The sequence below is a fragment of the Rhodovarius sp. genome (assembly GCF_040399605.1).
In the GTDB taxonomy this organism is placed as follows: domain Bacteria; phylum Pseudomonadota; class Alphaproteobacteria; order Acetobacterales; family Acetobacteraceae; genus Rhodovarius; species Rhodovarius crocodyli_A.
Genome location: NZ_JBBARU010000032.1, coordinates 1 through 14,087, shown reverse-complemented (window position 1 = coordinate 14,087; position 14,087 = coordinate 1). Strand labels below are relative to the sequence as shown.

Annotated in this window: 12 protein-coding genes and 1 tRNA gene; 10 read left to right on the top strand and 3 right to left on the bottom strand. The window is 64.6% G+C overall.

What is annotated here, in order from left to right:
* Positions 1-71: 71 nt before the first annotated feature.
* Positions 72-1,637, bottom strand: a complete 1,566-nt coding sequence (locus ABWP84_RS10080) for a gamma-glutamyltransferase (RefSeq protein ID WP_353211893.1) — start codon at positions 1,635-1,637, stop codon at positions 72-74.
* A 129-nt stretch (positions 1,638-1,766) separates the two neighbouring features.
* Between ABWP84_RS10080 and ABWP84_RS10075 the strand changes: the two genes are divergently transcribed.
* Positions 1,767-2,186: a TerB family tellurite resistance protein gene (locus tag ABWP84_RS10075; RefSeq protein WP_353211892.1), complete on the top strand. Its 420-nt coding sequence runs from the start codon at positions 1,767-1,769 to the stop codon at positions 2,184-2,186.
* Between the two features lie 71 nt (positions 2,187-2,257).
* Positions 2,258-4,393 (top strand): malate synthase G, encoded by a 2,136-nt coding sequence (locus tag ABWP84_RS10070; protein WP_353211891.1) that lies wholly within the window; start codon positions 2,258-2,260, stop codon positions 4,391-4,393.
* A gap of 88 nt (positions 4,394-4,481) precedes the next feature.
* Here ABWP84_RS10070 and ABWP84_RS10065 read toward each other — a convergent pair whose 3' ends face one another.
* A complete protein-coding gene (locus tag ABWP84_RS10065; protein ID WP_353211890.1) occupies positions 4,482-5,717 on the bottom strand; it encodes an argininosuccinate synthase in 1,236 nt (411 codons plus the stop codon).
* A gap of 87 nt (positions 5,718-5,804) precedes the next feature.
* Between ABWP84_RS10065 and sppA the strand changes: the two genes are divergently transcribed.
* From sppA to ABWP84_RS10025, 8 genes are all read left to right on the top strand, one after another.
* The gene (gene sppA, locus ABWP84_RS10060) at positions 5,805-6,710 is read left to right on the top strand and encodes a signal peptide peptidase SppA (RefSeq protein WP_353211889.1); all 906 of its coding nucleotides are present in this window, start codon (positions 5,805-5,807) and stop codon (positions 6,708-6,710) included.
* Between the two features lie 139 nt (positions 6,711-6,849).
* Complete coding sequence (ihfB, locus tag ABWP84_RS10055; RefSeq protein ID WP_353211888.1) at positions 6,850-7,245, top strand: integration host factor subunit beta; 396 nt, start codon at positions 6,850-6,852, stop codon at positions 7,243-7,245.
* Positions 7,246-7,294: 49 nt separating this feature from the next.
* A complete protein-coding gene (gene pyrF, locus ABWP84_RS10050) occupies positions 7,295-8,005 on the top strand; it encodes an orotidine-5'-phosphate decarboxylase (protein ID WP_353211887.1) in 711 nt (236 codons plus the stop codon).
* Positions 8,005-8,658, top strand: coding sequence for a phosphoribosylanthranilate isomerase (locus tag ABWP84_RS10045; RefSeq protein ID WP_353211886.1), 654 nt, complete (start codon positions 8,005-8,007; stop codon positions 8,656-8,658). The genes pyrF and ABWP84_RS10045 overlap by 1 nt, the downstream gene beginning before the upstream one ends.
* Before the next feature lie 99 nt (positions 8,659-8,757).
* Positions 8,758-9,981, top strand: coding sequence for a tryptophan synthase subunit beta (gene trpB / locus ABWP84_RS10040; protein WP_353211885.1), 1,224 nt, complete (start codon positions 8,758-8,760; stop codon positions 9,979-9,981).
* A gap of 5 nt (positions 9,982-9,986) precedes the next feature.
* Complete coding sequence (trpA, locus tag ABWP84_RS10035; protein WP_353211884.1) at positions 9,987-10,805, top strand: tryptophan synthase subunit alpha; 819 nt, start codon at positions 9,987-9,989, stop codon at positions 10,803-10,805.
* A 121-nt stretch (positions 10,806-10,926) separates the two neighbouring features.
* Positions 10,927-11,721 (top strand): hypothetical protein, encoded by a 795-nt coding sequence (locus tag ABWP84_RS10030; protein WP_353211883.1) that lies wholly within the window; start codon positions 10,927-10,929, stop codon positions 11,719-11,721.
* A gap of 28 nt (positions 11,722-11,749) precedes the next feature.
* Positions 11,750-11,826: transfer RNA gene (locus ABWP84_RS10025), tRNA-Arg, on the top strand.
* Positions 11,827-12,541: 715 nt separating this feature from the next.
* Here ABWP84_RS10025 and ABWP84_RS10020 read toward each other — a convergent pair.
* Positions 12,542-13,723: a tyrosine-type recombinase/integrase gene (locus tag ABWP84_RS10020; RefSeq protein ID WP_353211882.1), complete on the bottom strand. Its 1,182-nt coding sequence runs from the start codon at positions 13,721-13,723 to the stop codon at positions 12,542-12,544.
* Positions 13,724-14,087 lie beyond the last annotated feature (364 nt).

The window sequence follows — 14,087 nt, the reverse complement described above, 5'->3', positions numbered from 1 at the left end:
CAGGCTGCTAGGCGCTGCTGGCCGGCCGCCTCACCCGTCACGTCAGACGGGTGAGGTCTCCTCCGGCAGGGTTATGCCGCCACCGCGGCCGACCAGGGCGACATCACATCGGTGATGCCCACCATGCCATCGGGGCCGCGCTGGATCAGGTTGGGGCAGGCGAAATTCACCGGCAGCACCGCATGGTCAACCTCGGTCACCGGGCCATCGGCGGCGAGGGCGGCCAGCACCTCAGCACCCAGGCGCAGATCGGCAGTGACCCCATCGGGGCTGCTGACATCGAGCCTGGGGTGATGCGCCGCCGTTTCCGGGTCCATGCCGAAATCGGCGACATAGCTGAGCAACTGGAAGACCGAGGCCATGATGCGCCGCCCGCCCGAGGCGCCGGTGGCGATCTCGGGCACGCCGTCGCGCACGGCGATGACCGGGCACATATTGCATAGCGGACGCTTGGAGGGTGCTATGGCGTTCTTCGCCTCGGGCCGGGGGTCGAACCACATAATGCCATTATTCATCAGCACGCCGGAGCCGGGCAGCACCACGCGGCTGCCCATGGAGCTGAGCAGGGTCGTGGTCATGGCCACCATCATACCATCCTTATCGGCGACGGTGAGATGGGTGGTGCAGCTTTCGGCCGAGGCGGGCTCGGCATCGCCCAGCCCAGCCAGACGGTCGGCATAGGCGGCGCGCATGGCGCGGGCGAGGGCGGCGTACCACACGGCGTCGGGCACCGCGCCATAGGGCACATCGGCCATTTGGCGCAGCACTTCCATCAGGGTGGGTGCGGCGGTGAGGCCATTGGCCAGCATCAGGGTGCGGCCGCGCCACTCGGCCTGCAGCGCGGGCAGCACGCGGGCCTGGCAATTGGCCAGATCGGCCTCGGTGAGGAAGCCGCCCATGGCCTGGGTATCGGCGACGATGCTGCGGGCGATGTCGCCGGCATAGAAATCACGCAGGCCGGCATGCTGCAGCCGCTCCAGCGTATCGGGCAGATTGCCCTGGCGGAAGAAGCCCGGGCTGCCCTGATAGGGCGCCACCGGCGGCAGGCCATTGGGCAAATAGATGCGCGCGGATTCGGGATATTGCCGCAGGATGGCAGCACTATTGGCCACTTTCAGCGTGGTGAACCAATCCTGCGGCAGGCCGCGCTTGGCATAGGCCACGGCCGGGGCCAGCACATCCTTGATCGGCAGCTTGCCGTAGCGCTCATGCAGCAGCGCATAGCCGGCGACGGCCGAGGGGATGCAAAAACTCTTCGGGCCATGGACGTTCACATCATCCACCACCTCGGGCCAAGCGAAGAGGTCGGAGGCGATCTTGCCCGTCATCGGATAGGCGGCGGGGTCCAGGCGGCTTGGCGAGACGGGGCCGAAATCGAAGGTTTCCGCCGGGCCACCCGGGCGCATGACCTGGGCGAAGCCAATGCCGCCCAGGCCGCAATTCCACGGCTCCATGGCGGCGAGGGTGAAGGCGGTGGCCACGGCGGCATCGGCGGCGGTGCCGCCCATGCGCAGCATTTCGGCGCCCGCCTCGGCACCGGCAGCGGCCTGGCTGGCGACAATGCCGCCCGTGCCGCGCGCTGCGGGCTTTTGGATGTTCCAATGCTGGGTGGTGTGGTGCGGGGGTGTGAAGGGCATGAATGTTCTCCTGCCCCATCGTCACGCGCCCTGGGCCGGGCCGCAAGATGAGGCGGGCGAGAGGGGGCTTGGAACGCGCCAAGCCCTCAGCTAGATGGACGTAGAATTACGCATCAGAAAGGAAATCATATGTTTGGCATGTTCAAGTCGCAGGCGGCGCTCGACCTCACCCCGCGCAACGCCCTCGTTGTCTCGCTGATCTACTGCATGGGCGCAGATGGTGAGATGGACCCGGAGGAAATCGCCCATCTGGTCTCCGTGCTCGGCCCGCGGGCGACGCGCGAGAACCTTGATGCCTGCATGAAATACACCCGCGCCAACAAGCCCGACGTATTCCTCGCGGCCGTCTCACCCAAGCTGAACGAGGCGCAAAAACTCTGCATCCTGCTGAACATGGTGGACAGTGCCATGGCTGATGGCGAGGCGGAGGCCGAGGAGCAGGCGCTCTTCACCCGTTTCCTGTCCGCTTTCGGCATGAGCGAGGAGGCGATGGGGCCGCATTTTCAGACGCTGGTGGCCAAGAACGACCGCGCCGTGCTGGATCGCTAAGCTTAACCCCCCTTCCGCCCCGGCATTTTCCGCATTAAGCGGCAGAAAGTCATAAAGCCTGGGGTGTTGGAATGGTCGAGATCAGTGGTTTGCAGGTGGCCGATGAATTGGCGGCGTTCATGGCCGAGGAAGCGCTCCCCGGCACAGGGATCGCGCCCGAGCATTTTTGGGCGCAATACGCTGCCATCCTGGCTGATCTCGGCCCGAAGAATGCCGCGCTCCTGGCCGTACGCGATGCGCTGCAGGCCAAGATCGATGCTTGGCACCGCGCCTTCCCGGCCCGGCCGGTCAATGCCGAAGCCTATACCCGCTTTCTGCGCGAGATCGGCTATCTGCTGCCCGAGGGCGAGGATTTCGCCGTCGATACCGCCTATGTCGATGATGAGATCGCCAAGACCGCGGGGCCGCAATTGGTGGTGCCAACCTCCAATGCCCGCTTCGCGCTCAACGCCGCCAATGCGCGCTGGGGCAGCCTCTATGACGCGCTCTATGGCACCGACGCCATCCCGGGCGAGCGCAAGCCGGGCTATGATGTGGAGCGTGGCGCCGCCGTCATCGGCTATGCCCGCCAGGTGCTGGATGAGATCGCGCCGCTGACTGGCGGCAGCCATGCCGATGCGCATTTCTACCAGGTGAGCCATGGCGCGCTCTCGGTGAAGATGGATAGCGGCAGCGTGGGCCTGCAAAATCCCAGCCAATTCGTGGGCTTCACCGGCCCGGCCGAGGCACCCACCGCCATCCTGCTGAAGCATAACGGCCTGCATGCCGAGATCGTGATCGACCGCAGCCACCCCATCGGCAACAAGGATCTGGCCGGCGTAGCCGATCTGGTGCTGGAAGCGGCGCTGACCACCATCCAGGATTGCGAAGACAGCGTCGCCGCCGTCGATGCCGCGGATAAGGTGCAGGTCTATCGCAACTGGCTCGGCCTGATGAATGGCACGCTCGAAGCCAGCTTCGAGAAGGGCGGCAAGATCATGACGCGCCGGCTCAATGCCGACCGCGTTTATACCACCGCCTCCGGCGGCAGCCTGACCCTGCATGGCCGTTCGGTGATGCTGGTGCGCAATGTGGGCCACCACATGATGACGGATGCGGTGAAGCTTGACGGGGCCGAGACGCCCGAGACCATTCTGGACGCCATGTGCACCGTGGCCATCGCCCTGCATGATGTGAAGGCGATGCGCAATTCGCGCCATGGCAGCGTCTATATCGTGAAGCCGAAAATGCACGGGCCGGAGGAAGTGGCCTGGGCCAATGAGCTCTTCGCCCGGGTGGAGGATGCGCTGAACCTCGCCCGCAACACGTTGAAGATGGGCATCATGGATGAGGAGCGCCGGACCACGGTGAACCTCAAAAACTGCATCCGCGCCGCCCGCCACCGCGTGGCCTTCATCAATACCGGCTTCCTCGACCGCACGGGCGATGAGATCCATACCTCGATGGAAGCGGGCGCGATGATCCGCAAGAACGACATGCGCGGCACGCCCTGGATCAAGGCCTATGAGGACTGGAACGTTGATGTCGGCCTGATTTGCGGCCTGCAGGGCCATGCCCAGATCGGCAAGGGCATGTGGGCCATGCCGGATATGATGGCGGCGATGCTGGAGCAGAAGGTGGGCCACCCCCGCGCGGGCGCCAATACCGCCTGGGTGCCCAGCCCCACCGCCGCCACGCTGCATGCGCTGCATTACCATCAGGTGGATGTGCTGGCCCGCCAGGCGGAGCTGAAGGCCGGCGGCCGCCGCGCCCAACTCGGCGATATCCTGACCGTGCCGGTGGCCGAGAACACCAATTGGGAACCCGCCGCCCTGCAGCAGGAGCTGGACAATAATGCCCAGGGCATTCTGGGCTATGTCGTGCGCTGGATCGACCAGGGCGTGGGCTGCTCCAAGGTGCCGGACATCAACAATGTCGGCCTGATGGAAGACCGGGCGACTTTGCGCATCTCCGCCCAGCACATCGCCAATTGGCTGAAGCACAAGATCGTCACCGAAGAGCAGGTGATGGAGACGATGAAGCGCATGGCCGCGGTGGTGGATGGGCAGAATGCGTCCGATGCCGCCTATACGGCCATGGCACCGGGGTTTGATGGGGTGGCCTTCAAGGCGGCTTGCGAGTTGGTGCTGGAGGGTGCGACGCAGGCCAATGGGTATACTGAGTTTGTGCTGACGGCGCGGCGGCGGGAAGCTAAGGCGGCGGGCTGAGGCGGCACTGGAGAGGGACTTTGTCCCCCTCCAGACCTCCCCCTACCAAGGGCCGACAGGCCCTTGGAACCCGATCAATTTAGCCGGGTTATAAAGCTCCGCCTTTGCGGCCGGCCATGGCGCCTAGGCGCAGGCGCAGGGCGTTCAATTTTATAAAGCCTTGGGCGTCGAATTGGTCGTAGGCGCCTTGGTCATCCTCGAAGGTGACGTGCTTCATCGAGTAGAGGCTATTGGGCGATTGGCGGCCGGTGACGATGGTATTGCCCTTATAGAGCTTGAGGCGCACCACGCCGGTCACGCTCTTCTGGCTCTCATCGGCCATGGCTTGCAGCATGCGGCGCTCGGGGCTGAACCAGAAGCCGTTATAGACGATCTCGGCATAGCGCGGCATCAGGCTGTCCTTGAGATGCGCGGCCTCACGGTCGAGGGTGATGCTCTCAATGGCGCGGTGCGCCTGGTAGAGGATGGTGCCGCCCGGGGTTTCGTAGCAGCCGCGGCTCTTCATGCCGACGAAGCGGTTTTCCACAAGATCTAGGCGGCCAATGCCATTGGCGCGGCCCAGGGCGTTCAGCTTGGTCAGTAGTGTGGCGGGGGAGAGGCGCTCGCCATTGATGCCCACCGCATCGCCACGCTCGAACTCGACCGTGATCTCGGTGGGGGTATCGGGCGCATCCTCGGGGCGGATGGTGCGCTGCCAGACCATCTCGTCGGGCGCATCCCAGGGCTCTTCCAGGATTTTACCCTCGGAGGAGGAATGCAGCAGATTGGCGTCCACCGAGAAGGGTGCCTCGCCGCGCTTATCCTTGGCGATGGGAATCTGGTTCTGCTCGGCAAAGGCGATCAGCGCGGTGCGGCTGGTCAAATCCCATTCGCGCCAGGGGGCGATGACCTTCACCTCGGGCTTGAGTGAGTAATAGCCGATCTCGAAGCGGACCTGGTCATTGCCCTTGCCCGTGGCGCCATGGGAGACGGCGTCGGCGCCCACCATTTCGGCGATTTCGATCTGCCGCTTGGCGATCAAGGGCCGCGCGATGGAGGTGCCCAGCAGGTATTGGCCCTCATAAAGCGCGTTCATCCGGAACATCGGGAAGACGAAATCGCGGACGAATTCCTCGCGCAGATCGTCGATGAAAATGTTTTCCGGCTTGATGCCGAGCAGCAGCGCCTTGTCGCGGGCCGGGCCCAGCTCCTCGCCCTGGCCCAGATCGGCGGTGAAGGTCACCACCTCACATTGATAGGTGGTTTGCAGCCATTTCAGGATGACGCTGGTATCCAGCCCCCCCGAATAGGCCAGCACCACCTTCTTCACATCTTTCACGCGCATGATCGGCCACTCCAAAACAGGTTGCCCGGGCATAGCGACGCCTCTGGGGACTGACAACAGGGGGGGCAGCCGCCATATGACATAGCAATGACCCTTGAAGCCGATCTCCTGCTCGACCGCCGCCGCCTCAAGCGCCGCCTCACCCTGTGGCGGGTGCTGGCGGTGCTCGCCGGCCTCGGCGCCATCTGGGTGGCGCTGCCTGAGGGCAGCACGGCGGTGCTGGAGGGTGATTATGTCGCCCGGCTGGAGATTCGCGGCACGATCCGCGAGGATAGGCGGATGGTGGAGACCATCGAGCGCGCGGCCACCAACGGCCATCTGCGCGCGGTCCTCGTGGCCATTGACAGCCCTGGCGGCACCGTGGCCGGTGGCGAGGCCATCCATGCCGCGCTGACCCACCTGGCCGCCAGCAAGCCGGTGGTGGCCATCATGGGCGGCACTGCCGCCTCGGCAGGCTATATGGTGGCGCTGCCGGCAGCGCGGATTTTTGCCCGCGAGGGCACGCTGACCGGCTCCATCGGCGTCATCCTGCAAAGTTTTGAGGCGTCGGAACTGCTGACCCGGCTGGGGGTGCATTCGCAGAGCATTGCCTCCGGCCCGCTGAAGGACCAGCCCAGCCCCTTTCGGCCATTGACTGAGGAGGGGCGCGCCTCCCTCACCCAGGTGGTGGAGGATATGCAGGCCAATTTCGTGCGCATGGTGGCCGCTGGCCGCAATATGAGCGAGGAGGCGGTGCGGGCCATTGCCGATGGCCGGGTGATGGCCGGTGGCCGCGCCCGTGAGGCCGGGCTGGTTGATGCCATGGGCGGCGAGCGCGAGGCGCGGGCCTGGCTGGCCGAGGCGCGGGCGGTGCCCACCAGCCTGCCGATTCGCACGCTGGAAACCCGGCCACGGCTGGAGCGGCTGCTGGCCGCGGGTACTGAGAGCCTGGCGCGGGCTTTCTTCACCGAGTGGCTGGGCCGTGGCGGGCTGTTTGCGCAGATCGCGCGTTGACACCCGGCCAGCACCACGGCAACCTGAACTGGCATCGGATCACGGGTGCATTATCGCGTCGCCATAAAGCTTTGCCTCTAGAGCTGGCCCGGCCGATATGCATTATGTCCCGCAAAATTGACGTCTCGGGGAAGGCTGCATGACAAAGAGCGAACTGATTGCGCAGCTGGCAATGGAAAATCCGCACCTGCGGCAGCAGGATGTGGAAGCCATAGTGGCGACCATATTCGAGGAGATCACCGCCGCCCTCTCGCGTGGGGATAGGGTGGAGCTGCGCGGCTTCGGCGCCTTCTCCGTGAAGCGGCGCGACCCGCGCCAGGGCCGCAACCCCCGCACCGGCGAGACGGTGGCGGTCTCCGCCAAGGGCGTGCCCTTCTTCAAGCCGGGCAAGGAATTGCGCGAGATCGTCAATGGCGGCCCGCCGCAGAGCAAGCCTGCGGCGCAGAAGCGGGCCCCGGCCCCGGCCCCGGGCGGGGGCCAGGGCGCTGTGCCGGGCGCGGCCAGCGGCAAGCCGCAGCGGCTTGGCGCCGGGTAACCACCCCGGCGGCATTTCAGCCGGGGCAAATGAGGTCTAAAGATGGGCGATGCTTGCCCGTCCAGCCACACCCGCCGCCCGTATCATCCCTGGCCTTGACTTGGCCGACCCTGCCGTTGCCGCCGCCATGGCCCGGCTGCTGGCGCCGCATATTGGCGTCCTCAAGGTGGGGTTGGAGCTTTTTGGTGCGGGTGGGCCGCCGGCGATGCGGGGTGTGGCTGAATATGCGCCGGTGTTTCTTGACCTTAAGCTGCATGATATTCCCAATACCGTGGCTTCGGCGGTGAAGGCGCTGCTGCCCATTCGCCCGGCCATGCTCACCATCCATGCCGCTGGCGGCCCGGCGATGATCACCGCCGCGCGCGAGGCGGCCGAGCGGGCGGGCGATGCGCGGCCGATCATTCTGGCGGTGACGGTGCTGACCAGTATCGATGCCGCCACCCTGGCGGGCAGTGGTGTCTCCGGCGGCACGGTGCAGCAGGTGCTGCGCCTGGCGCGGCTGGCGCTGGATGCCGGCGCCGATGGGCTGGTCTGCAGCCCGCTGGAGGTGGCGCGCATCCGCGATGCGCATGGCGCCCTGCCCTTCCTGGTGGTGCCGGGCGTGCGCCCCCATGGCAGTGCCGCGGGCGATCAGTCGCGTATCGCCACCCCGGCTGAGGCGGTGGCGGCGGGGGCGGATTGGATTGTCGTGGGCCGGCCCATCACCCGCGCGGCCGACCCGGTGGCGGCGGCGCAGGCCATTGCCGCGGAACTGGCGTGATGGAGGTGAAGATCTGCGGCGTCACCCAGCCGGAGACCCTGGCGCTGCTGGGCCGGCTTGGTGTGGATTTCGTGGGTTTCGTGTTCTACCCGCCCTCGCCGCGGTCGCTGACGCCGGGTGAGGCGGCGGCCTTGTCGGCCAGCCATCCGGGCGGGCCGGCGCGGGTGGGGCTTTTCGTTGATGCCGATGACGCGACCCTGGCCGGGACGCTGGCCAGCGTCAGGCTTGACATGCTGCAACTGCATGGCGCCGAGACACCGGCGCGCTGCGCCGAAATCCGCACCCGTTTCGGCCTGCCGGTGATGAAGGCACTGGGCATTGGCGTGGCGGCCGACCTCGATGCCCTGGCCGATTACGCCGATGTGGTGGATCGCTTCCTGCTCGATGCCAAGCCGCGCGCGGGCGATACCCTGCCGGGGGGCAATGCGCATGCGTTTGAGTGGTCGCTGCTGGCCGGGCGGGCGGTGCCGCGGCCCTGGCTGCTGGCGGGCGGGCTGACGGCGGAGAATATAGGCCAGGCGATACTGGCGAGCGGTACGGCGGGGGTGGATGTCTCCTCAGGCGTGGAAATCAGCCGTGGGGTGAAATCTGCTGCGCGGATCACTGCTTTCACCGCGGCAGCGCGCGGTGTGGTGGCTGATCGGCCGCAATAGGCTGGCCCGCGTCCATCTGATGGCAGGGGGCGGGTGGTGCGGCGGGTTGCGTTGTGCTTTGACGGGGTCAGATAGACTGCTTCACCCGGGAAGACGCCCTTGAACAAGCCAGTATTGCCCAATTCATTCCGCACCGGCCCTGATGCGGCCGGCCGCTTCGGCACTTTTGGCGGCCGCTACGTGGCCGAGACGCTGATGCCGCTCATCCTCGAAGTGGAGGAGGCGTATAAGGCCGCCCGCGCCGATGAGAGCTTCGAGACTGAGTGGCGGCGGCTGCTGAAGGATTATGTCGGTCGGCCGAGCCCGTTATGGTTCGCCCAGCGCATCACCGAGCATTTGGGCGGTGCCCAGGTGTGGATGAAGCGCGATGAGCTGAACCACACCGGCGCGCATAAGATCAACGCCGTGCTGGGGCAGATTCTGCTGGCCAAGCGGATGGGCAAGAAGCGCATCATCGCCGAGACCGGGGCGGGCCAGCATGGCGTGGCCACCGCCACCGCATGCGCCCTGTTCAACCTGCCCTGCACCGTCTTCATGGGTGCGACGGATGTGGAGCGGCAGCAGCCCAATGTCTTCCGCATGAAGCTGTTGGGCGCCGAGGTGGTGGCGGTGACCGCCGGTGCCGCCACGCTGAAAGATGCTATGAACGAGGCGCTGCGCCACTGGGTCGCCAATGTGACCGACACCTATTACTGCATCGGCACCGTGGCCGGCCCGCACCCCTACCCCATGATGGTGCGCGATTTTCAGAGCGTGATTGGCGAGGAGGCCCGCGCCCAGATGCTGGAGGCCACGGGGCGGCTGCCGGATACGCTGGTGGCGGCGATTGGCGGTGGCTCCAATGCCATGGGGCTGTTCTTCCCCTTCCTCGATGATGAATCGGTGGCGATGCATGGCGTGGAGGCCGGCGGCCATGGGCTGGAGATTGAGGGTGGGCATGCTGCCAGCCTGACAGGTGGCCGCCCTGGCGTGCTGCATGGCAACCGCACCTATTTGCTGCAGGATGCCGAGGGGCAGATTTTGGAGGGGCATTCCATCTCGGCCGGGCTGGATTACCCGGGCGTGGGGCCCGAGCATTCCTGGCTGCATGATATCGGCCGGGTGCAATATGTTGCGGCGACGGATAAGGCGGCGCTGGATGCCTTCCAGCTTTGCTCGAAGCTGGAGGGGATCATTCCGGCGCTGGAACCGGCGCATGCGTTGGCCCATGTCATTGAATACGCGCCGACTTTGCCCAAGGATCACATCATTCTGATGAATATGTGCGGCCGGGGGGATAAGGACATCTTCGCGGTGGCCAAGCATCTGGGGGTGGAGCTGTGAGCGGCGTGTCGCGCATCGCCCAGACTTTCGCGGCGTTGAAGGCCGAGGGACGGGGTGCGCTGATGCCCTTCCTGATGGGTTATGACCCGGATCTGGCGACCAGTGCGGAGATTTTGCGCGGCATGCCCGCTGCCGGGGCTGATCTGATTGAGATTGGCTGCCCCTTTTCCGACCCCATGGCCGATGGGCCGACGGTGCAATTGGCCGGGCAGCGGGCGCTGAAGGCGGGTGCGACGCTGGGCGGAATTCTCGCCATGGTGCGGGATTTCCGCCAGGGCAATGACACGACGCCCATTATTCTCATGGGCTATCTCAACCCGATTCTGAGCTATGGCGCGGAACAGTTTTGCGCTGATGCAAAGGCTGCAGGGGCTGATGGGCTTATCGTCGTTGATATGCCGCCGGAGGAGAGCCAGGATTTGGCGCCCTTCGCGACGGCCCAGGGGCTGGATTTGATCCGGTTGATTGCCCCCACCACGGGTGATGAGCGGCTGCCAGGGGTGCTGCGCTCCTGCTCGGGCTTTATTTACTATGTGGCCATCACCGGCATCACCGGCACGCGCAGCGCCACCTCGGCTGATCTGGCGGTGAACATCCCCCGGCTGCGGCAGCATACGAGCCTGCCGATTGCCATCGGGTTTGGCGTGCGCACCCCGGCCCAGGCGGCTGAGGCGGCGAAGGTGGCGGATGGCGCCGTGGTGGCCTCGGCGCTGATCGAGCGGATGGCGGCCAGCCTTGATGCCCAAGGCCGGGCGACACCGGCCACGGTGGCGAAGGTGCTGGGCGATGTGCGGGCGCTGGCTGCGGCGATTCACGCCGGATAGGGCGGACTCACCCTTTGATAGGCTTGTCAATTTTTCGACGGCTGGCATAAGGCAATGAGCGCCATTGGGATGTCCCGATGGCGCTATTCGCATGCGGCGAGGCGAAGACATGGCAGCGATCATGCGACAGGTTTGGCTCATGGCAGGTTTGGCGCTGGTGATGCTGGCGCCGGCGGCGCGCTCGGGGCCTTGGCCGCAGGCCGAGGGGGGCGGGCAGCTTGTGATGTCCACCAGCTTCCAGCACCTCAATGTGCAGGGCTATGACAGCCAGGGTCGGCCCTCGGGGCGCGGCAGTTTGGACCAATTATCGGTCTCGCCCTATTGGGAGCATGGGCTGACGCAGCGCTGGACCATCGGGATTGCGCCGCGGCTGCAGGCTTCCTGGATGGATCTGGGCTATACGCGCAGCAATAGCGTGGGCCTGGCGGATGCCGGTCTCTTCGCCCGATACGCCGTGTGGCGTGACAATGGGATGGTGCTCTCCGTGCAGGGCACGTCGGTGACGCCTGGCACGGCCTCCACCGATTCGCCGCGCATTGCGGAGGCGCATGGCTCGGTTGAGGGGCGGGCGCTGTTTGGGATCAGCCGGGCCATTGGGTCTATCAATGCGTTCATGGGGCTGGAGGGGGCTTACCGGCTGCGTTTTGGCAGCAATGCGGATGAGGTGCGGCTGGATGCGACGATGGGCTTTCAGCCGGCGAATGGCTGGTTTGTCTTCGCGCAGAGCCTGAACACGCTGGGGATGCGCAACGCGACGGGGAATGGGGCGAATTATAGCGCCTATAAGGCGGCGCTGGCGGTGTCTTATAGCATTACGCCGCGGCATTCGATTGTGGCGGCCTATACGCGGGATTTGAGCGGGCGAAATGTGGCGCTGGGTGACAGCTACACGCTGGGATGGGTTTACAACTACTGATGCGGCGGGACATATCTGCGGTTGGAGAGTCTCCGTAGCTCAGCAGGATAGAGCACCAGATTCCTAATCTGGGGGCCGTGGGTTCGAATCCCGCCGGGGACGCCAATAAATTCAGTCGCTTGGCCAGTTTTGTAACGACCCGATCCGTTGCTAGTAAGCAGCCCAGTAAGCACCCCGGGGGGGGCAATGCTTACCGAGCAGATGTTCACTCAACCCATCATCAATCCCCCGGTCCTGTGGGCGCCAGCGCTTCGGCCGAACGGACAAACTGGCGAACGCCGATAATGTTGCGATGGGGCATGCCGGCAGCCCATAGAGCAACTGGCCAAGCAACCCAGCTCATTTCGCTCGCTACGGTCACACCATGAACGCCAGCTGAGGGCCCGCTGAAAACGCCTTACCCGGGTAGGAGTGGGGCCGCCATGGGCAAGCTGCTATGGCAGGTTGAAGTGTAGCGACCAGCCCCTCGAAAGCTCCTGGCCGGGCCATGCTGCTTCGCATGCCTATGGCTTTTTCCGAATGCTGATCGGACCATCGCAAAACGCGATTGTCGTACCCAGCGATAAATATTCTCAACAGATACCTGACGCCGCCAGAGTCGCCGCCCGCAGAGCTGCGTGTAACTCTGGCGCACGAGCGGTAGCGTCAATGATGGAAGGTGGGTGGGCGAGAGGACACCCGAGCTGGATGGGTCGCCGCCCAAGGAGTGGCAGTCCCCGCGATAGAGTTTCATCGCCCACTCTCGGCGGCGCTCGTTCCCGATATCGTTCAGATCTACAAGGCCCAGGCTTGTGGCGCTGGCAGCGCTGGAGGCGCGGGCTCAAGAGGGAACCAAAGGCCGGGCCACCGCGCCGGGCATGAAGCCGCCAGCGGTGTTTGCGGCGCTGATCAGGGTTTCGTCAGAGAGGTGGGCGTAGCGCTGCGTCGTTTTGATGTGGGCATGACCAAGCAACCGTTGGACTTCGTAAAGACCGCGGCCCGAATTCACCAAAAACGATGCGAAGGAGTGCCGCAGATCATGGATGCGAACATGGGCCAGACCAGCGCGCTTCCTGGCACTATTCCAGGCGTACCAGACGCCCACATAGGGCTTGGCGGTGGCGGGGTTGGTGAAGAGGTAGGGCGACTTCCCCCGCGATGGAAGCGTCTCCAGCAGGGCCACCAGGGGATCGCTGATCGCAACCTTCCGGGCAGTTCCCGATTTGCTGAGGGGGATGACCCAACTCCGGTTAGCGAGGTCGAACTCGCGCCATTCAGCCTTCAACGCCTCCTGCTTTCGGGCACCGGTAAGGAGGAGGAATTTCACAATGGCCAGGAGGTCTTTGTTGGGTGAGGTGGCCAGGGCGTCGAGGAGGGTTGCGACCTGCTCCTTGGAGAGGAAGGTTTGCTTCTCATTGTTGAGCTGGAATAGGTCTACCTTACGGGCAGGATTGGCGCCTGCCCCCTCCACTTCCCATTTCGCGGCCACATTGAAGAGGTAGCGCAGGAGAACCAGGATGCGGTTGCAAGTACCAGGGGCATAGCCCTTGGCCTTGAGTTTGTGCTGGAAGGCGAGGACATCAGCGGTGGGGATGGCGTCAATACGCCGCCGCCCAAAGGCCGGCAGGATGTGCAAGCGAAGCAGAACCTCGTCGCACTTCCATGAGCGCTTATTGCCCTCGATATGGGGCATGTAGCGGTCGCGCACAAACTCGCCGAGGGTGGGGATGCGGCGCTCGGCTTCTCTGGTTGCGGCTGGATCACGGCCCAAGGCGATCTCATTGTGCAACTCGGCCACACGCTGGCGAGCCACGTCGAGGGTGACGACGGAGGCATCGCCCAGCTTCATGTTACGCTGGGCGCTGCTGCGGTCGGTGTAGCGGAAGTAGAAGGTGCGGCCGCCGGAGGCGCGTACCTCCAGGACAAGACCGCGGGTGTCGGTGTCTGTGATGAACTCCCGCTTTTGGCCGGGCGGGCAGATGGCCTTGGCTACGAGGGAATGAGTTAATTTTTGTACGGCCATTGATGATTACTCCCGGTTTGAAACGGTTTGCTTGAACAATGCGGAGCCAGATCTCGGATTCTGGGTGAGCGTACAACTCACATGCTTTGTCATGCAAATTGGCAGGGGCATCGGGAATATATTCAGAAATAGCAAATAGTCGGCCATTGGTCCGTTCTTGTGTCGTTATTCGCTGCTTTTCACCAATTTTTGCTCAGGCTTGCCAGAAAAAAATTTTGCGTTAATGGGTCAGTGGTGAGTTTGATTTTCATTAGAGTGTAATTTATCCATAAATATCTGATAAAAGTCAATATACGATAAATGTTTTTCTACGCTCACAACCGGTGTGGACACCGTTCCGGGTACGGCGAACAACGATGTGATC

Excerpts from the sequence above, each read along its gene's own strand:
- ABWP84_RS10080 (WP_353211893.1), bottom strand. The coding sequence starts at position 1,637 with ATGCCCTTCACACCCCCGCACCACACCACCCAGCATTGGAACATCCAA.
- ABWP84_RS10075 (WP_353211892.1), top strand. The coding sequence starts at position 1,767 with ATGTTTGGCATGTTCAAGTCGCAGGCGGCGCTCGACCTCACCCCGCGC.
- ABWP84_RS10070 (WP_353211891.1), top strand. The coding sequence starts at position 2,258 with ATGGTCGAGATCAGTGGTTTGCAGGTGGCCGATGAATTGGCGGCGTTC.
- ABWP84_RS10065 (WP_353211890.1), bottom strand. The coding sequence starts at position 5,717 with ATGCGCGTGAAAGATGTGAAGAAGGTGGTGCTGGCCTATTCGGGGGGG.
- sppA (WP_353211889.1), top strand. The coding sequence starts at position 5,805 with ATGACCCTTGAAGCCGATCTCCTGCTCGACCGCCGCCGCCTCAAGCGC.
- ihfB (WP_353211888.1), top strand. The coding sequence starts at position 6,850 with ATGACAAAGAGCGAACTGATTGCGCAGCTGGCAATGGAAAATCCGCAC.
- pyrF (WP_353211887.1), top strand. The coding sequence starts at position 7,295 with ATGCTTGCCCGTCCAGCCACACCCGCCGCCCGTATCATCCCTGGCCTT.
- ABWP84_RS10045 (WP_353211886.1), top strand. The coding sequence starts at position 8,005 with ATGGAGGTGAAGATCTGCGGCGTCACCCAGCCGGAGACCCTGGCGCTG.
- ABWP84_RS10030 (WP_353211883.1), top strand. The coding sequence starts at position 10,927 with ATGCGACAGGTTTGGCTCATGGCAGGTTTGGCGCTGGTGATGCTGGCG.
- ABWP84_RS10020 (WP_353211882.1), bottom strand. The coding sequence starts at position 13,723 with ATGGCCGTACAAAAATTAACTCATTCCCTCGTAGCCAAGGCCATCTGC.